This window comes from Richelia sinica FACHB-800 (assembly GCF_014698825.1).
Lineage (GTDB): Bacteria > Cyanobacteriota > Cyanobacteriia > Cyanobacteriales > Nostocaceae > FACHB-800.
On record NZ_JACJTT010000012.1, the window covers coordinates 55,109 to 75,009 of the forward strand.

General features: G+C 40.3%; 17 protein-coding genes. 8 read left to right on the top strand and 9 right to left on the bottom strand.

The genetic code is table 11. The features are described from left to right. Positions 1 to 39: 39 nt before the first annotated feature. Positions 40 to 1,143, bottom strand: coding sequence for a hypothetical protein (locus tag H6G73_RS11150; protein WP_190604329.1), 1,104 nt, complete (start codon positions 1,141 to 1,143; stop codon positions 40 to 42). Positions 1,144 to 1,309: 166 nt separating this feature from the next. On the opposite strand from H6G73_RS11150, the gene H6G73_RS11155 reads away from it, so the two are divergent. Next, positions 1,310 to 2,098, top strand: coding sequence for an SDR family NAD(P)-dependent oxidoreductase (locus H6G73_RS11155; protein ID WP_190604331.1), 789 nt, complete (start codon positions 1,310 to 1,312; stop codon positions 2,096 to 2,098). 1 nt (position 2,099) lies between these two features. Here H6G73_RS11155 and H6G73_RS11160 read toward each other — a convergent pair whose 3' ends face one another. The 8 genes from H6G73_RS11160 to H6G73_RS11195 form a co-directional block, all read right to left on the bottom strand. Further along, the gene (locus tag H6G73_RS11160) at positions 2,100 to 2,879 is read right to left on the bottom strand and encodes a photosystem II S4 domain protein (RefSeq protein WP_190604333.1); all 780 of its coding nucleotides are present in this window, start codon (positions 2,877 to 2,879) and stop codon (positions 2,100 to 2,102) included. 32 nt (positions 2,880 to 2,911) lie between these two features. Continuing rightward, positions 2,912 to 3,475, bottom strand: a complete 564-nt coding sequence (locus H6G73_RS11165) for a GNAT family N-acetyltransferase (RefSeq protein ID WP_190604335.1) — start codon at positions 3,473 to 3,475, stop codon at positions 2,912 to 2,914. A gap of 3 nt (positions 3,476 to 3,478) precedes the next feature. After that, a complete protein-coding gene (locus H6G73_RS11170; protein WP_190604337.1) occupies positions 3,479 to 3,985 on the bottom strand; it encodes a hypothetical protein in 507 nt (168 codons plus the stop codon). A 159-nt stretch (positions 3,986 to 4,144) separates the two neighbouring features. Next, on the bottom strand, positions 4,145 to 4,528 hold the full coding sequence (locus tag H6G73_RS11175) for a hypothetical protein (protein WP_190604414.1): 384 nt from the start codon (positions 4,526 to 4,528) through the stop codon (positions 4,145 to 4,147). A gap of 314 nt (positions 4,529 to 4,842) precedes the next feature. Continuing rightward, positions 4,843 to 6,534, bottom strand: a complete 1,692-nt coding sequence (locus H6G73_RS11180; RefSeq protein ID WP_190604339.1) for a TolC family protein — start codon at positions 6,532 to 6,534, stop codon at positions 4,843 to 4,845. Between the two features lie 104 nt (positions 6,535 to 6,638). After that, on the bottom strand, positions 6,639 to 8,198 hold the full coding sequence (gene kaiC, locus H6G73_RS11185; protein WP_190604341.1) for a circadian clock protein KaiC: 1,560 nt from the start codon (positions 8,196 to 8,198) through the stop codon (positions 6,639 to 6,641). A gap of 171 nt (positions 8,199 to 8,369) precedes the next feature. After that, complete coding sequence (gene kaiB, locus H6G73_RS11190; RefSeq protein ID WP_190604342.1) at positions 8,370 to 8,687, bottom strand: circadian clock protein KaiB; 318 nt, start codon at positions 8,685 to 8,687, stop codon at positions 8,370 to 8,372. Between the two features lie 257 nt (positions 8,688 to 8,944). Continuing rightward, on the bottom strand, positions 8,945 to 9,532 hold the full coding sequence (locus tag H6G73_RS11195) for a KaiA family protein (protein WP_190604344.1): 588 nt from the start codon (positions 9,530 to 9,532) through the stop codon (positions 8,945 to 8,947). A gap of 635 nt (positions 9,533 to 10,167) precedes the next feature. Between H6G73_RS11195 and H6G73_RS11200 the strand changes: the two genes are divergently transcribed. The 7 genes from H6G73_RS11200 (at position 10,168) to cobD (ending at position 19,855) form a co-directional block, all read left to right on the top strand. Continuing rightward, positions 10,168 to 13,461, top strand: a complete 3,294-nt coding sequence (locus H6G73_RS11200; protein WP_190604346.1) for an ATP-binding protein — start codon at positions 10,168 to 10,170, stop codon at positions 13,459 to 13,461. 47 nt (positions 13,462 to 13,508) lie between these two features. Then, a complete protein-coding gene (locus tag H6G73_RS11205; protein WP_190604348.1) occupies positions 13,509 to 14,054 on the top strand; it encodes a GIY-YIG nuclease family protein in 546 nt (181 codons plus the stop codon). Positions 14,055 to 14,142: 88 nt separating this feature from the next. Continuing rightward, the gene (locus H6G73_RS11210) at positions 14,143 to 15,633 is read left to right on the top strand and encodes a protein kinase domain-containing protein (protein WP_190604350.1); all 1,491 of its coding nucleotides are present in this window, start codon (positions 14,143 to 14,145) and stop codon (positions 15,631 to 15,633) included. A gap of 9 nt (positions 15,634 to 15,642) precedes the next feature. Next, on the top strand, positions 15,643 to 16,107 hold the full coding sequence (locus H6G73_RS11215; RefSeq protein ID WP_190604352.1) for an SRPBCC family protein: 465 nt from the start codon (positions 15,643 to 15,645) through the stop codon (positions 16,105 to 16,107). Positions 16,108 to 16,200: 93 nt separating this feature from the next. Next, positions 16,201 to 18,042 (top strand): serine/threonine-protein kinase, encoded by a 1,842-nt coding sequence (locus H6G73_RS11220; RefSeq protein ID WP_190604354.1) that lies wholly within the window; start codon positions 16,201 to 16,203, stop codon positions 18,040 to 18,042. Positions 18,043 to 18,416: 374 nt separating this feature from the next. Beyond that, positions 18,417 to 18,701: an HU family DNA-binding protein gene (locus H6G73_RS11225; RefSeq protein WP_015111786.1), complete on the top strand. Its 285-nt coding sequence runs from the start codon at positions 18,417 to 18,419 to the stop codon at positions 18,699 to 18,701. 26 nt (positions 18,702 to 18,727) lie between these two features. After that, complete coding sequence (cobD, locus tag H6G73_RS11230; protein WP_190604356.1) at positions 18,728 to 19,855, top strand: threonine-phosphate decarboxylase CobD; 1,128 nt, start codon at positions 18,728 to 18,730, stop codon at positions 19,853 to 19,855. Positions 19,856 to 19,901: the final 46 nt, after the last annotated feature.

The following is a 19,901-nucleotide window of genomic DNA, read 5'->3' on the forward strand; positions in this document are numbered from 1 at the left end:
CTATGCTGATGCAACTCAAGTGACATCTAAATTGAAATATTAACTTTGTACCTCTTGTAATTTTTTCTTCGCTGAAACTAATAGTTGTTGAGCTTTCGGATAAGCTGTTGTGCCATTCTGCACTTTTTCCAAATTATTAATAATGCTCTGTAATTGACTCAATAAACTATTACGGTCTATATCTTGGGGATTTTTGGGAACAGAAGCTAAAAGATTTTCAATTTCTCTTTGTGCCCTCTCTAATGCTGCCATAGAATCAGCTTCAGCTTGACGGCGAATCTTCACTTGACTTAAATTGGCTTCATAGGTTGCCATCAGTTTCTGAGCTTCAGCATAACCTGTAATATCTTCAGTAGAAACCTGTTTCAATCTATCAATTGATTGTTCCCATAAATTTTCGATTTGTTGCCATTTTTCCACTGGATGTGGTGGCTTTTGACTCATTTTTGCAGCTTGCCAAGAAAATTGTTTTGCTGCTTCAATTACAGCATTAATGCGATCGCTTCCTGCTCCTTCGTTAATCACCTGTGCAAATTCTTCTTTTTGTGCTGCTAATTGATTGCTAGCTTGTTTACCTGCAAGGGTTTCACTGGGAATTTGCTCTAATTGATTTAGTGCGGTGCGCCAAGCAGTAATGGCTTGCTGTTTCTGCTGGGCATTAGTAGCCTGTTTATATTGCTGCTTTGCCTTCTCTAATGCCTTTTGTGCTTTATTCAGTGGTGTTAAAGCATTTTTGTTTTGGAAAGTTACAGCCTCTAACCTTGCCACTCGCTGACGTGCTTGTTCAAATTCATCAAAAGTGAACATCCACCGACAACCAAACAAACCACAATAAGCTTGAGGATAATATCCCAAAAACCACACTGGTAAATTGTTCAGATGATGTTTTGCTGTGATGACTTTTTCTCCACCTCGTTCAATATCAGCTTGGCTTGTAGCGTTACTCACCAACTGATCAGCTTGTTCCAGACTATCAATTGCCCCTCGGTAGTGATAATCCATACTGATAAAACTCGGTAAAAGTAAAATTGGTGCTGCTTTGGCTATAGGTAAACGAATCATGGGATAGGGTAAATTTACGACCCATAAAGCCCCAGATATGCCTGCCAGAAGAATAACTGTGCATTTGATTTTACCGAACATCGCAACACCAAATATTCGCCACAATTATTATTCCCTCTTTTAGATGCAAACAATACATGGGGAATTATTTGTTCAGTATAGGTACTCAGTAAATGCCCTATAAGTCTGGCTAATATCCAGAACCTGATGTTTATAATGTCATGGTATAACTAATATCCCATGGAAAATGTCAACTGCTCTCATTACTGGTGCTTCTAGTGGTATTGGCAAAGCTTTTGCAGAGGAACTAGCAGCAAGGAAAACAAATTTAGTTTTAGTAGCACGTTCTGGCGCAAAATTGCAGCAAATTGCTGATGAATTAACAGAAAAATTTAAAATTCAAGTAGATGTCATAGTTCAAGACCTGACGGAACCTCAAGCCACACAAACTGTATTTGATGTTGTGGAAAATCGGGGATTAACTATTGATTTATTAATCAATAATGCTGGGTTTGGCGACTATGGAGATTTTGCCGAAAGAGATGGAGAAAGGCAAGTAAAAATGGTGCAATTAAATATTACTGCCTTGGTGGATTTAACCCATAAATTTCTCCCTCTCATGCGCCAAAGACGTTCTGGCAGCATTATTAATGTTGCTTCCATTGCTGGCTTTCAACCCATACCCTATTTATCTGTTTATGCAGCAACTAAAGCCTTTGTTCTGAGTTTTAGTGAAGCATTATGGGCAGAAAATCAGAATTATGGTGTGAAAATTTTGGTAGTTTGTCCAGGTCCAACTCAAACTGAATTTTTTACTGAAGCTCAATTTCCATCGGCATTAGCTGGATCTAATAACAATAAGATTGCCACCCCAGAAACAGTAGTGAAAGATGCCTTGCAAGCATTAGAAAAGGGCGAATCAACTGTCGTTAGTGGTGGTCTACAAAATCAAATTATTGTGAATATGCACCGATTTTTACCAAGAGAATCCTTGGTGAGTTTGCTCGCTAAACAATTTAAAGCCAGTCCTAATTAATCTACATATACCTGGTTAATTGCACACGGTAACGGTCTTTTTTCGTTACAGCAATTTCTCCAACTTCTAACCGTCCTTTGCTGCGAATGGCAATTAAATCACCTGATTTCACTTGAGCACTGGCTTGAGTGATTTCTTTCCAATTGACACGTACATCACCAGAGTCAATTAAATCTACCATTTTGCTGCGAGACATACCAAAGCCAGCGGAGGCGATCGCATCTAATCTTAAAGAAGCTTCTACTGTGGTTAATTCCTTCTTCTTTGGTTCCCTAACTTTTAACTCGCTGATTTCTATGGGCTGGGTTTTGACAGGTACTGAACGCACCTGTTTGAGGTTCATGGCTAAAAAATCCGCCAATTCTGGGATGACAATAGCCTGGGCCCCCCGTTCTCCCAAAACGATAATATCCCCGGTCTTTTCCCTCACAATACCCGTCCCCAACATGGCACCTAAAAAGTCTCGGTGTGTAGCAGTATCAAACAGAAAGTTACCAGCAATTTCTAAAACCACAAGACTAACTTGACTCACATCTAGGGGCAGTTCTGCACGAGCGATCGCTATTCTTTGGCGTTCTGCTTGGGGATATCCACCCCAAGCCACTAATTGTACCTCTGTTAACCGATTAAACACCCGTTGCACTTCTGCCAACTCTGGGGGAGAGAGGAAATCAGTTAACACCACTTCCCAAGTCTTGATAGCTTGTTCTGCTTGATCAATCACACGAGCGATCGTCTCGCGATTTTCTACACCCTTTAACAGTTCTTCTCTTGGTAGCATTCTGAAAAATTAATACTAATATTTTTTAGTAATCAATCTAGCCATTGACTATTTTTTGATTCTAACGTTATCTCCCATTTCATCATTGGTGCCCTTGGATATTCAGGAGAATCAAAGTTTTCTAATAATTGCATTCCCAATTTTTCCAAAATCCTCATTGACCCCAAATTATCCTGGGGACAATGGGCAATAATTCTTTTGAGTTCCGATTGGGTAAAAGCGAAATTCACCAAAGCTTCCACCGCTTCAAACGCATATCCTTGGTAACGGTAACTGGATATCACCTCATAACCCATTTCCACGGTTCCTAGTTCATCAGGCTTGCCCGCAAAACCTAAATCACCAATTAACGTGGCATCATCCATGTGAATAATCAACCATACACCCCAACCAAGTTGAGAGGGATCATCCTCCAACATCTGACAATAGGTAGGTAAAAAATCCAGCACCTCAGATGTAAACCACTCCTCAGGCACCCTAACGCCCAATAAATCCTCTATTTGTGACTTATTTTTCATAGCAGCGCCTTGCGCTACTTCCAAAGAACATGGAATTAACTCAAGGCGTTGTGTTGTAATTTGCAAAGATTCATTCATGAACTAAACGTTGGTGTTATCAGCGTAACCTTGGATATTTTCTGGCTCAAACTGGCGCAATATCCTTGTCGCTTGGCGAGTCAACAACTCAGAACCTTGAACGACAATTAAATACTTACCTGCGTCTAAGCGATTACGGTAAGGTAAAGCATCTCCACTACCAGCCACTAAACCAACACCACCGCCAACAACCACACCACCCATGGCACCACTGGCAGCACCTAGCAGCCCACCAATCACATGATTACCAATTTCTCCTGCCCAAGCGAAAGTATCTAACCCAGTGATCAAACTGAAGGTAAAACCAGCAAAAAAGCCAAAGGGTACCAGCCATATTGTCATTAGCTGTGCTTGCTTTTTTGCTTGCTCCTTGGGGTCAATTAAGCCAAATTCATCGGCCGTTTTATATCCCTTACCCAAAATGGTGCTTTTGATGCTTTCTTTGTCTAAAGCCAAGTAAGCAGCCTCTGCTTGGATGCGGTCTGGCAATACGGCAACAAGGTAATTCATTGATTTACTAGTGCTCTAATCAAAGTTTGGTATTCAATAACAGGGTATCAGCCGCAGTGCGAAAGTGAAAAATCAAAGTAGGCAGTGCTGAAGAGATTGACCAAAAAAGAAAATTTCTATGTCTGGTGTAAGATTGGCAATTGCTTATGTCATGTGGAGTTAATCTTGCTTCAGCAAGTCCAAAGGCTGGCAAAAGTTATTTACCCCTTGCTTGAGCACATATATCAACACAGGTGTGGCCAAAATTTTGGGAAAGGTAGGCATAGATTTCAGATGAGCCATCATTTCTACAATTGAGCCATTGAGCAAGTTTTGGCGATAATCTTGTTCACAAATGACAGCCCGCCATTTTTTCGCTAAAGCCTCTAACCATTCGGAATTAGGTTGTTGTGGTTCTTGTCCGACACGAATGGCTAAACTCATGGCGGCATCTTCTAAATCTCCCTCACAATCTTCGATTAAATCCAAGACTTCCATTGCTTCGGAATCGTCAGCTAATAAGGAGCGATATTGTGCTAGTTCCTGCGATGTCACTTTAGTCATGTTGTTTTGACAGGCCCTCAAGTTTTTTAATGCCAAATTTCCAAGTTCATTACTCATCTGCGTCGTCATAGTTTTCTTCACTACTAACGATAGAGATGTTGATGTAGCTGCAACAGTTTTATCATCAGAAAGGAAAATGGAGGAAGGGGGATAATTGTCAGCAACTGACACAATTAGCGCCCAAGCTTGCCTCAATATAACTTTATTTATGACTAAAAAGCCTCATTTCACAGTAAATTTACTGAAAATGAGGCTGTTGAGCTATCGGGTATTTGGTATTGGGGATTGGGCAAAATCCTTTTTCCTGTTACCTGTTACTTGCTTAATGCCCTGGTTGTTACATACCGTTGCAATTCTGTTAGAGCGCGGTTGTAATCCAAAATCGCTTTAATCCGATTACCTTCGGCTCTGGTGAGGTCGTTTTCTGAGTTAATTACATCAGTTTGTGTACCCACACCTGCTTGGAAGCGTAACCGTGCTAAACGTAAGGATTCTCTTGCTTGTTCGAGAGCCGCATTGGCTGTTTGCACGTTTTCTAAGTTGGAGCGTTGGGAAGAAAAGGCTTGTTCCACCTGAAAACGAATTTGGTTGCGTTGTTCAGAAAATTGAGTTTCCGCGATCGCTATATTAGATTTAGCCTGGGCCGCTCTTGCTCTGGCTGCACCACCGTCAAATAAATTTAGCGTTGCCTGAACCCCAACGGAATAACCATCACTCACACCCACACCATCATTGAACACATCCAGCAAATCATAGGTAGCCACCAAACTCACTTGAGGCCCCAAAGATGCTAGAGCTTGTTTACGCTGTTGTTCACTGATATTGCGCTGTGCTAAATTCTGTTGCAGTTCTGGACGATTTTGAAGAGCTAAAACAATACTTTCTTCCAAAGTCTGATTCCAGAGACCTGCTAGTTTTACAGGATCTGCCGCGCTGATATTAACAGTTTGGGATATGTTTAAGAATGTTGCTAGCCGTCGCCGAGATACCTGCTGCTGAGAAAGAGCATTCGTGAGTTCTTGTTGAGAATTTGCTAAATTCACTTGAGAGCGCAACACATCAAAACGAGTCCCCACCCCAGCTTGCTCTAAGGCCTGAGCATCCCGCAAACTTGCTTGAGCATTCTGCACCGCTGATTGGGAGATCCGCACATTCTCATCTGACTGCTGTAAATCATAATAAGCTCTAGCAACATTCAGCCGTAAATCCTCGACCCTGTTTTCTACATCTAATTCTTGAACACGCACCCTTTCCTCCGCTTCTTTAATCGCAGCTGATCTTCTTCCGGAGGTGTAAAGGTCGTAATTAAATTGCGCTCTCCCTGTAAAACTGGTATCAGCTGGAGCATCATCTGCATTAGGGAATACTTTCTTCTGTCGGTTAGCTTGTAGGGTCTCAGAAGTAGTACGACTATTAGTAACATTCCCACTAATTCCTAAAGTGGGAAATAACGCCGCTTGTTGTTCCCGTAATGCCGACTTACTTCGCTCTAACTGTAAAATAGAAACTTGCAAATCATTGTTATTTCGTTTTGCCAGTTCTAAAGCCTGTTCTAAACTCAATGGTTGATTGCCCTGGAAAGTTACTTCCTCTGCTTTAGTCGGAAATAACAAAGGATTTGGACTAGGACTCAAATTATCAGGAACAACCACTGAATTTGTCGGTGCAGGCGTTGTAGGGGTTACAGTTTCTGGTTCAGTTGGCACAGTGGCTTGAGCCAAAATATCAATCCCAGAGTTTTTCTGGACACAACCACTGGAAATAAGTAAAGCAGCTTGACTATTTTGATTTTCTTGTGGACATTGATGGGTCTGTTTTAAAGCTACTTCTGAACTATGATCAGCCGCATTTGTCAATCTATCTTGATAGGTAGAAGTGACTTCATTAGGAGAAGAAGCGATTTCGATTCCACTTACTTTCATATTCCCAGCCCAGGCGGGCTGAGTTGTTAATACTGCTGCTGTCACACTAGGCAAAAAACTATGAAATAATTGCTGTCCTTTCACCGCATCCCCTCACACAAAAATCAATCTAGCGGCAGAAAACCTGTCTTCATCCCAGAATATAGCATGATACTTAATTTGGCAGAAAATATAGCTCTATACCAAATTTAGGAATCTGTACTCTGTTTGTCTTCAAAACGTCTGACAATTCGAGACAGTTCTGCCTTTTCATCGATGCTAACGCGGGTAGGAGCACCGCTGACAATTCTTTCGTAATTCCGGAAAGAATCTTTAATTTCGGGCCCGTCAGCCGTAATATTGTACTCGCGGATGCCTTTATCGTGCCACGATCCTCTCATTTTAAAAACGTTAATGGCCCGCGACATCTCACCCCGAATTTCTACGTACTGCAACATTAAAATCGTGTCGGTAATAGTAGAAATATGTGAGTCAGTAATGGAATGAGACCCCATAAACTGGTCAGTTGTATTGGTAAAAAACCCAGTTATTTCTTCTTGTTTGGCATAACCTGTCACACCAATTACAAACTGTCTAAAGGCATTATTTGTTACTCCTCTAGCTAGGGCAGAAAGGGAATCAATGGCGATACGGGCGGGCTTAAAATCCGCAATTTCCGACTTAATAATTTGTAGGTGATCCTCTAATCCTGTGGATTCAGGATAGGTACAAATTATCTTTAATAGTCCCTGACGTTCTAAATCCTCAAAGTCTATCCCCCAAGAGTAGGCATTGCGAGATAGTTGGGCGCGGGATTCTTCGTAGGCAAACAATATCGCTCTTTCGCCAGTAACACACCCATCTTGCAAAAATTTACTGACTAACAAGGTTTTACCAGTACCTGTAGCTCCGGTGGCTAAAATAATGGAATCTTTAAAGAATCCACCACCGCACATTTCATCTAGTGTTTTCACACCAGAAGATACTCGCACATTGGAAGAACGTTGCGTTAATCGCATTGCTCCCAATGGGAAAATGTTCACGCCTTCATTAGTAATTGTGAAAGGATATTCACCTTTCATGTGAGTTGTTCCGCGCAATTTGAGAATTTCAATCGTCCTGCGGCGGCGTTCTCCTTCTAAAACATTGCGAACAATCACCACGTTATCAGATACAAATTCTTCTACGCCAAAGGAGGCAACAGGGCCGTATTCTTCACTTCTTTCTGTGGTAATTACTGTAGTGACATTGAGTTGCTTGAGTCTGGCTACTAAGCGGAAGATTTCCCGTCTGACTACACCCACTGCTTCATATTGTTGAAAGATAGCGGTGATTGAATCGATGGCTACTCGTTTGGCTTGATACTTACGAATGGCATACTGTAACCGTTCAATTAAAGCTGATAAGTCAAAATTCCCAACTATATCCTGTCCTTCCGGGTCTGGGGAAGCATCAAGAATAAAGAGTTTGCCTTCTTGGATGAGACGTTGCAAATTCCAGCCAAAAATGTGGGCGTTTTTAATAATGTCACTGGGTGATTCCTCGAAAGTCACAAACACACCTGGATCATCAAAGTAGGTGATGCCGTTATAGAGAAACTGTAAAGACAATAAGGTTTTTCCGGTTCCAGACGTACCGCTCACGAGGGTTGTTCTACCCACTGGTAAACCACCATGACTGATGTCGTCAAAGCCCTCAATCATCGTGCGAATTTTTTCTACACCCCCAGTTGGTGTGTTGTTTTGCTCTGGCTGGACTGTTTCACTCATTGTTGTTTATATTTCAGTGTATAGAACTAGTTTTTTAAACTGAGTTGCGTGAGAATTTAGTTTTAATGAATAAATTGAAGAATATTTCATTCTACCGAAGAAAGGGACGAAAATACCTTTTTATCCTGGTGAAATTGGCTGATGTCCATGACAACACAGTGGTGTGAGGTGTTAGCTATCGGCTTTTTCTTCTTCACTTAGTTCTTCATAAAGTAGGTCTAATCCTATTAATACTCTTTCTCGATCTGATAAGTCACCGATGATTTTGCGAACTGGCGGTGGTAGAATTTTCGATAATGTGGGTGTGGCTAAAATTTTATCTTCTTCAGCTAGTTGGGGATTTTTCAGTACGTCGATGACTTTCAGTGCATAAACACCTTGAAATTCCTGGTCTAGAATATTTTTGAGTGTTTTTAATGCCCGTACTGAGTTAGGAGTATTTCCCGCTACATAGAGCTTGAGAACATAGGTCTTTGTAGATTTATTCATAAATGTACAGGCTAGATTGGAGTATATAAAAACAAAATAGGCTGATACATTTGCCTATATTTTCAGATGATAACAAGTCAAAGGACTAGTAATAGTTCAGGATTCTAGTACAACATGGCGTAAGCTAATTAATCATTAAAAATTACAGAAAAGCTATTGGCAGAATGCTTTTTTAATTGTTAATTGTTAATTTTTCATTCTATTCTGTGGTACTAGTTGTGTGCAGCTATTTGGTGAGAGCAATCACTGAATTGGTTCTAGTTTATCTTAGCAATTGAACAGCGATAACTTTCACACAGATGTGCAAGGATATCAATTAGTGTCAGGCGATAGTCTTGTAATGTTTCGTCGCTCCTCCCTTCTAACCTTAGCTGCTTAGAAAACTCGTCAATGAGTTCCATGTGTATTTCTATAATTTGTGGCACAGGAATATTAGCATAAAAAAGGGAGTTGATAAATTTATCAATTTTTTCTTTCAAGGTTTTGTCTGGTACAAAGTAATTGACCAGAATGTGACGGTAATCTGATTTTAGTGTCTCCAATAATTCCTGCTGCTGTTCTGGATTCATGTGCTGAAACAGTTGCTGATTTCTCTGTTTGCTACAGGCAAATACGGAGTATTTGAGATTATTTTCCAGTTGGTGATTTTGGTTCTCTGCCCATTGTGGAAGGGCATATATGTTAACAGGAAAAGTATTCCATAGTTGTAATTGGTATAGTTTGTATATGCTTATATAAATTAAATCACGCATCTCTGCTATTAAACTGTAGTCACTAGAGCGGCTATTGAACCTATCTAAATATTTTTTAATATTTGGTTGCAAGATTAATAAAGGTAGTAACATTTATTGTTTATATATCCTCGATCTGTCAGACCAAGATGTAATTAGTTGATAGGAGGTAAATCTGTCTTTAGATATGTTTCAAAATTATTAACGCCGGGTATACAAACATAAAAAGTAACATGGCAAAAATGATTGTTACTGTTGTTTTCGAGCATTGATACAGGCTGTAGTGGCTTAAAGTTAAGAGTTAATTAATTGTCTTCATATATTTCTGTGTATGGGGATGGAGATTGTGAAATTTGACTTGTTGATAAGATACTTAAACGAAGTTAAAGTATTGTCGCATTCTAAATCATTATAATTCCTCAAGGTTCTAAAGTGAATCTTTGGAGCCATAATTGTTTTATCTATCTCTAGCAATGAGGAGTGGTAATACCAGTGGGGTAGTGTAAGAATAGTAGCTAACTCACTTAAGTGGCTGAGATAATGCTGCCACTGTGGAAATTGGGGAAGTTAAGGAAGTGATGGAGAACCTCGGTTAATTCTTTGTTGCTCTGGCTGGAAAATTGGCACCAGAATCGCTGATATGACTATTTGTGACGCATCTTTCTTCAGGCGTGAAAACCAATAACCATCAGTATTTGGATGGATGGTAATGCCGGAGGTGAACAGAGGAAGTATAACCCCCGAAGCCTATGTCAATGTTACAGTATCCGCTTTACGACTTTTTATCAACTGTGCCTAGCTGCTTGGAAACCACCACGTTGGCAGTGGTATTGGAGATTTTGACCAAGGAGCAGTGCGATCGCTTGGTAGTAGTCAATTCACAGCAATACCCTATAGGATTATTGTACGCTGCTAGACTCCTTCCTAGATTATTAGCAGGGACAACTGGTGAAAAATTTTTAAATTTGTGGCAAACTCTCTCTGTTGCTGGCCAAACTTTAATTGAACCAATTCAGACCATACCCGCGGCTGAATCTGTCGAAAAATTCAGTTTGTTTTTACGTTACCAACCATCCCAGCAACAGAAAAACATTGACTGGGCTTTAATTGATGATGAAGGTAAATTCCTGGGCGTACTGGATACTACCAAATTGATGAGATCGCTGGCTAAGGAAAAAATTGCCCTGAATAATACCAACACTAAAATCATGTCACTGGACGCGCCGGAAGTCAAAAATTCTTCTCGCTACCCAGGACAAACAGAACATCAAAAAATTATTTATCAACCCCTGATAGATTTACTTGCTAGACTGCCTTGGCCTCTGATGCTGCAAACTGGGAGTAGTGAGATTATCACTCAAAATCCCTCCTGGAGACAGCAGTTAGGAGTGTTAAAAAATGCTGAATCAGTAAGAGAACAAGTAGAAATGGCTCTCACAGCTTGCCTAACTCAACTACCTCAATATAGCTCTACAGCAATTTCCCTCGATTATCAAAAAAGAGGACAGGAAGAGAAAACTTCAGGCAAGAAATTACCTCCCCTTAGTAATCATCGTTCTTATTCATTATCAGCTTTACCCCTACTCCAAAAACCTCCCATCCCTGCACCCAGCAAACCGAATTATTGCTTTTTAGACACACATCTCAATGCTTGTACCTGTATTTTAGAAGCAGAAAACGGACAGGAAAGAGTGTGGCAATTTACCAAAATTCCTTTAGATCATAGTGCTTATCATAGTCCTGAACATGACCTAGATGAACCACTCAGTTCTCACGAACTTTGGTTAGTCTTAGCTACAGATGTAACTGAAAAACAACAACTGTATAAAGAATTAGCTGCCAAAAATGCTGATTTAATTCAACTCAATCGACTCAAAGATGAATTTTTAGCTTGCATCAGTCATGAATTAAAAACACCACTCACCGCAGTTTTAGGTTTATCAAGATTACTAGTAGACCGCCAAATGGGAGAATTAAATGAGCGGCAAGCTCGTTATGCTTCCCTGATTCATCAAAGTGGCAGACACTTAATGAGCGTGGTTAATGATATCTTAGATTTAACCAGAATGGAAACTGGACAAATGGAACTTTCCCTAGCTCCAGTCAAAATTCAAGCTGTGTGCGAACGCGCCTTATCAGAAGTTAAAAATTTCTACAATCAACATAGTAAAAATTCTAGCCAAGCCAAGGAAAATAAACATCAATCTACCCATTTATTTAGCTTGGATATTGAAGCTGGCTTAGAGCAAATGGTTGCTGATGAATTGCGGTTGCGACAGATGTTAGTCCATTTACTGTCTAATGCTTTTAAATTTACAGAAATATCAGGAGAAATAGGTTTAAAAGTTAGTCGCTGGGAAGGCTGGATTGCTTTTACAGTCTGGGATACAGGAATTGGTATTCCTGAACATCAACAACATTTAATTTTTCAAAAATTTCAACAATTAGAAAATCCTTTAACCCGACAATTTGAAGGTACTGGTTTAGGATTAGTGTTAACTAGAGCATTAGCTCGTTTACATGGTGGAGATGTGAGCTTTTTATCTAGTGAAGGCAAAGGTAGTCAGTTCACACTATTACTACCTCCTAGTCCTCCCAACACTAATTTTGTGGAAACAGATGTCGGAGAATTTGTCGAAGAAAGCATTAATAATAGTGACAGAGAAAGTTCTATCTCTCCTCTTTATCGATTTGGAAATACTCCACAACCCCAGTCAAGTTGTTCCCAAAGATTGGTGTTAGTAGTTGAAGCTGTGGCTTGTTATATTGAGGATTTGACAGAACATTTAAAAGCCATTGGCTATCAAGTCGTAATTGCTAGATCCGGTACGGAAGCCTTAGAAAAAGCGCGTCGGTTACAACCAAAAGCTATCTTTTTAAATCCCTTATTGCCTTTACTTTCTGGTTGGGATGTACTGACTTTATTGAAATCAGATGCAGTTACCCGTCATATTCCAGTGATTATTACAGCTACAGGAGCAGAAAAAGAACAAGCATTTGCAAATGAAGCTAATGGTTTTATAAGTTTACCTGTGGAATTGCAGGTATTGAAGCCTTTACTTGAGAGATTATGTGGCAACCTAGAAATCAAATCATTAGGATTAGAAAATCAGGAAATTATTTCCACCAGAACACCGTTACGAATTTTGCGCTTAGTTAATCACAGTTTAGATGATGTTCATACCCACAGTTCATTACGAGAACATCGGGTGATTGAAGTTGATGATTTAGATCAAGCTGAATTATTAGCAAGAGTGTGGCGATTTGATGTTCTATTATTAGATGTGGAAAATACCATTGCCCAAAATTATTTACAAAAGTTACCTCGACATCCCCGTTTGGCTAAGTTACCGCTAGTAACTTGTGATGTGAATACTACTTTAGCAGCTTCAAAAATTCCTGGTTTATGTGTATTTCCTTGTTTAACACCATTACATTCAGAAACAGGAGAAAGTAATAACAAAACAGATGCTTTATTGTCAGTATTACAAATTGCTGCGGGTATCGCCTGTCCGCCCAATATTATGGTAGTAGATATGGGTATGTTACAGGATTTATCAGCAGCACGTAGGAAGACAATTAAAAGCGAAAGGGTGGCAAAAAGCAACTCACCCAACAATGAGACTACTGCACGTGGTTCCGAGTGGTTTCAAGCTTTAATTCAGTATTTACAAACTGCTGGAATGAAAGCAACCATGGGAGAATGTTGGGCAGAAGTTCTACAACAAATCAGTCATCAAAGCTTAGACTTATTGCTCATTTGCCTGGGAAATGATGCTGTGACTAAAGATGTGCAAAAAGCCATTAAATCTTTGGCAACTTTACCACAACTGCCCCCTGTTTTAATTATTGACCACAGACATCAGTCAATGCTTGATGCCAACAATGAACCTGTCCAGAAACGTAGTACCACATCGAAAGATAATGCGATCGCTAGTCTCAAGAAAATGACTATTGGTATCACTACTCAAATCCTACCCCGTTCTATTTCTATGGAAGATTTGTTAAAAGAGATCCGTCAGGCTTTGGTAATTGGATATTAAATAGTCCCAATTTTCGATAAAAGAAATTAATTTTTTGGCAATTTGCTATGACAACTCAAACTCAAATACCCAGTTTAAACAGCTTGGAATACATCAATTATATTAATGAGCAAGGTGAATTACCAGAACAGTTTATGGAAAAAATAGGCGTATACGCTATCTTTGACCAAAACCAAACCTTGCAATTTGTTGGTTATTCCCGTGATGTTTATCTCAGTCTCAAACAACATTTAACTCGTCAACCGCAGTTATGTTATGGGGTGAAGGTACAAACTATTGACCGTCCTAACCGCACGCTGTTAGAAGGTATAGAAAATGCGTGGATTGTAGAAAATGGGAGTTTACCATTAGGTAATGGTGAAAATAAGCATCTATGGATTAACCCAATTGATGTGAAATTATTGATGACACACGAAGAACAGAGAAACTATGAAAATCCTAGCAACGATGAGTTAACCCAAATTCAGATTTTGAAAAACGTGGCGCGACGCATTGAAGCAGAAACTCTATCAGTTCTAGAAACTCGCGGCTTAAAAACTCCAATTCGGTTTAATCCCAAATTAAAAGAACAAGGTCTATTAGACCTCAAGTAAAGTCCGTCAAGAGTGTTACTCCCATCCTTGCATCCTGAGAATATTTGATATAAATGGGGAAAGAAAAGGGTATAGCATTTAACATTCCATGGTAACAAACCTGTTGAACGATCGCTATCAAGTTATCCGCACTCTGGGTGCTGGTGGATTTGGAGAAACATTTCTCGCGGAAGATACTTATATGCCTTCCCGTCGTCTTTGTGTGGTCAAGCAATTACGACCAATTCAAAACAACACCCAGATTTATCAGCTTGTCCAAGAAAGATTTCAACGGGAAGCAGCTATTTTAGAAACACTTGGAGGCGCAACAGACCAAATACCTTCTTTATATGCTTACTTTTCCACTGAAGGACAATTTTATTTGGTGCAAGAGTGGATAGAAGGAGATACCTTAACAGCGAAAGTACAAAAACAGGGAATATTTACAGAAAGTGCAGTCCAAGAAATATTAGTGAATTTATTGCTAATTCTCGAATATGTTCACTCCCAATATATTATTCACCGGGATATTAAACCAGATAATATTATTATTCGCAAACGTGACCAGAAACCTGTATTAATTGATTTTGGTGCTGTGCGGGAATCCATGGGAACAATTGTCAATTCCCAAGGTTTACCCACCAGTTCTATTGTTATTGGTACACCTGGTTTTATGTCCAGTGAACAAGCAGCAGGACGACCAGTTTATTCGAGTGATTTATATAGTTTAGGGATGACAGCAATTTATTTGCTGACTGGTAAACAACCCCAGGAATTAGCGACAGATTCCCATACAGCGGAAGTGATTTGGCACAACCATGCTCGCAATTTGCATCCTCTCATGGTGGAAATTATTGATAAAGCGATTTCCTATCATCCACGCGATCGCTTTCCCACCGCTAGAGGTATGTTAGAAGCTCTACAAAGTCTAGCAAGTCCTATAGCCCCTACACAAGGCTACATACCTCCAACTCTACCACCGACTCCCAACACCCCATCACGTCCCACTGTACCTGTAGATATTCAAAAATCCCATCATAATCAAAAAGGTATTCTCATTGGTGGATTAATTGCTATTGGTGGATTAATTGCCGGGGGAGTAATTAATCAAGTATTCACAAAATCACCACAAACCGCCACAAATACAGATGTTTCTGTTTCCGTGAAACGTTCTCCAGTTGTAGATACTACTGATTCTCCCACTATTAATGCCAATTCAACTAATAATCCAGAAGACAATAAACCTGCCCAAATTAAAATTCCTGCTGATGAATCAATTACTAATTCTGTCACATCACCAGTGACACAAAATAGTGATAATAATTATTCTTGGTTATCAGAGAGACCAGTGACAGATGCAGATTTGGCTGGAAAAACTGGCTATGAATTAGATATTATGCGAAATACAATTTTTGCTATTCATGGTCGTCAGTTTAAAACTACCGAGTTACAGGAATATTTTAATCAACAGTCTTGGTATATCCCTAAATATTCTCCAGATGAATTTCCCAATAACGCCCTTTCAGCTTTAGAACAGGTAAATGTTGACTATATTAACAAATATCAAGATAGATATAATTTAAGACATTTCAGTAAATGAATTTTTATTATGACTAAATACAACTTTATCACCACTTGGATTATTGAAGCACCTAGAGAAAAAGTATGGTCAGCAATTATTAACTATCCAACTTGGCCAAGCTGGTGGAAATATGTAAAAAGCGTAATTCCTGTCCAAGAATCACACCGCTTTACCTGGACAACACCTCTTTTGTATCAACTGGCTTTTGATAGTCAAATCACGCGAATTGAACCACCAAAGTTGATGGAATTAGTTGCTAAAGGAGATGTAGACGGCATAGGTTTGTGGGAACTGGAGTCGGTAGAAACAGGAACTTTAGTACGCTATACCTGGACTGTCGAAACTACAAAACTTTGGATGAATATTTTAGCTTTATTGATCCGTCCTTTGATGGAATGGAATCATAATGTGATTATGCAAGAGGGTGGAGAAGCATTAGCACGACTTTTGGATGCTAAATTGATTTCTGCACAAGCTGGAAATAAATTTTGAGCAAAATCTGTCAGTAACGGGATATACTCAGCCCTTCTGTCCGTCAGAGAATTATGATGTACAGTTGGAAAGGGCGATCGCGTTTAACCTTTCATGACCACAAAGCTGCTAAACAATCGTTATCAAGTTATCCAAGTCCTTGGTGCAGGTGGGTTTGGGGAAACCTTTCTCGCAGAAGATACCCACATGCCTTCCCGTCGTCGCTGTGTGATTAAGCAACTTAAACCGATTAGTAATGATCCACAAACCTATCAAATCATTCAACAAAGATTTGAACGGGAAGCAGCCACATTAGAGGTTTTAGGCGAAAGTAGTGACCAAATTCCTAAACTCTATGCTTATTTTTCGGAGAATGGCCAATTTTATCTGGTGCAAGAATGGATTCACGGTCAAACTCTGACTAAGGTGATTCAATCACAAGGCAGATTAAATGAAAATACTGTTAGAGCGATTCTCTTAAGTTTGCTGCATGTTTTAGATTATGTTCACAGCAAAGGCATTATTCACCGGGATATTAAACCAGATAACATTATTCTGCGCTCTCAAGACAATAAGCCTGTATTAATTGATTTTGGTGCAGTCAAAGAAACCATCCGCACCGTAGTTAATCCTTCCGGCCATCCTACCCAATCTCTAGTCATTGGCACTCCTGGATATATGCCCAGTGAACAAGCCATAGGCCGCCCAGTTTATGCTACTGATATTTATAGTTTAGGATTAACTGCCATTTATCTACTTACGGGTAAATATCCCCAGGAATTAGATACTGACCCCCACACCGGACAAATTCTCTGGCAACAATACGCTGCGGGTGTTTCACCTCAATTAGTCAAGGTACTTAATCAAGCCATTGAACCCCGCACAGGCGATCGCTTCAGTACCGCCAGCAAGATGTTGCAAATATTACAAGTAGCTAGTGCCACTGCACCACCATCTATTGCTACTACTCCCACCATTAACTTTAGCCCTCCAACCCCCACAGTTGCACCCACACAACCCATAGCTTCCCCCTCACCTCGTGCCGTTATCAAAGAACCTAAATATCTGGAAACCTGGCAAAAGCCATCTCTGATTATTGGTAGCGTGTTAGTTGGGGTTTTTATTGGTGCAATGGCTATTTCTAAAATTATTCCCCAGCCTCAACGTAGTGCATCTATTACAACTACTCCCACTGTCACACCGGAGTCAGAACCTGCTACTAGCTTACCCACCAATTCACCGGAAGTTGTAGAACCGATTCCTTCACCAGTACAGTCCACTGCACCCCAAACACAGGTCAATACAGCTACTTTACCGGAAGAATCAACTTCCTCGGCCGCATCTACACCAATTCCCTCTCCAGAACCCATCACAGAACCTACTCCCACTCCATCAGTTATAGCTACACCAGAACTGCAAACATCAGAAACTCCTACTAGTGCAGAAACACCGAATGTCCAGATAAATCCTCCGCAGAAAAAACAGAAAATACGCGATCGCATTATTAACAAAGTTAACCAACGTGTCCCCGCATTTCCTACAGGTACATCTAGAAGTACCGTAGAAGAGAAACTGGGAGCACCAAAGCGAGATTTAAGAGGTTTATGGGGTAGCACCCGTGCAGTCACCTACAAAATCGTCCCCAACAAAATTGACGTAGGCTATTTATTTGACCGTGAAACCGGACGACTACGGCAAACGGAAGCGGCTTTTGCTCAATCAGTTAACCCGCAACTAATGCAAAACACCCTTAATGGCATGTTGAATGGTCAAGCGACCGCAGAAATTCAACAGGGACTGCAAAGAGTCCAACAAGGGGAAACCGACAATTTTACTTTTCGTCAAGGTGGTGTCAAAGGCCAAATTGTTCGGCAAGAATGTGATTTTATTTATATTAGTATTTGGGAATCAGATTTACATGATTTTGTCAACCCTGCCAGCGCCAAACAATGTTGAAAAATTCCGAATCAAATATTAAGATTTACAAATTTTGGTAAATTTTCTTTTTCCCTCCATTTTCACCTTTGTTCCCTCCCCCACCTGGTTTCTTTGAGTATTTATTCCTAAAAATAGGGTGTTTCGAGTGCGACAATGAAGCAAAAAATACAAAAAATCCTGAAATCTATATAAATTAATGGTTTCATCTATCCACTTCAGGCTACAACAATTTAGAATGATTCATTGAAAAGTCGAGCCAATGGGATGTACAGCGATTTTAAGTGTAAATGCTCCCAAGGATCGATTTTTGTATTTCTGCAAACAGAGATTTACGTAAAGATGCGATTGGGTGCATCTTGAAATAATCTCTAATAAATCTCAAGGAGTTTGACATGAACAAAGGCGAATTAGTTGATGCAGTGGCTGAAAAGGCTAGTGTGACTAAAAAACAAGCTGATGCAGTCTTAACTGCGGCACTAGAAACGATTATCGAGGCAGTTTCCTCTGGTGATAAAGTAACTTTGGTAGGATTTGGCTCCTTTGAGTCACGGGAACGCAAGGCTCGCGAAGGTCGCAACCCCAAAACCAATGAAAAAATGGAAATTCCTGCGACTAAAGTTCCTGCTTTCTCCGCTGGGAAACTTTTTAGAGAAAGAGTAGCACCCCCAAAATCTTAGGTTCTGCTCTAAGGACGCTGTTTTCGATGAATCAACAGGCACATGGGGGCAATTTAGCTTGGGCAGCAGCACTGGCTGGCTGTTCCCCTAGTGCTATTCTGGATTTTTCCGCCAGTATTAGTCCGTTGGGACCACCCAGCAGTGTTATTTCTGCCATTGTGTCCCAGTTTGACAATCTCAGAAATTATCCAGACCCAAATTATAGTGAACTGAGACTTGCTCTCAGTCACTTCCATCAACTACCTGTGGAGTGGATTCTGCCTGGTAATGGTTCAGCAGAATTATTGACTCTAGTGGGTAGAGATTTATCGGCATTAGCCGCAACAGTTTTATTAACTCCAGCTTTTGGCGATTATTACCGCACTTTAGCGGCATACAATGCTACAGTGCTGGAGTTTCCCCTGGATTTAACAACAGGTGAGAGGAGACAGGAGGAAGGGGCTGATTCTGTGATTAGGGGGGAAATCAAAACGGTCACAGATCAACCATTCCCGCTTCTCCATTTTCCTATCCCTGAAGGTTGCGGATTATTGTTGAATAATCCCCATAATCCTACGGGCAAATTATTTGTACGGGACTCTCTTGTGCCTTTACTGGAAAGGTTTGCTGTGGTGGTGGTAGATGAAGCGTTTATGGACTTTTTGCCTCCTGAACAGGAACAAAGTTTGCTGGGATTGGTGCAAGAATATGCCAATTTGGTGATATTACGATCGCTCACCAAGTTTTATAGTCTACCGGGCTTAAGATTAGGGTATGCGATCGCTCATCCAGATCGTTTGTCTCGATGGCAATCATGGCGTGACCCTTGGCCTGTCAACAACCTAGCAGCAGCAGCAGCCATAGCAGCCATCCAGGATCAGGATTTTCAGGCTCAAACTTGGCAATGGCTACCAACAGCCCGTAATCACCTTTTTCATGGGTTAGCGGGCATTTCTGGACTACAACCCCAACCAAGTGCAGCGAATTTTTTCCTAGTGGAATCCCAACACCCGACTTCTGATCTACAACAGAAATTACTACAACAACATCAGATTCTCATTCGTGATTGTCTCAGTTTTAAAGAATTAGGCGATCGCTTTTTCCGGGTAGCTGTCCGTTCCCAATCAGATAATCAACGTCTGATTACCGCCCTAAAAGCAGTTTTGAGCGCATAATTAGCAAGTTTATTTAGATATTTTTTATTTTTAATTTTCCCTAACC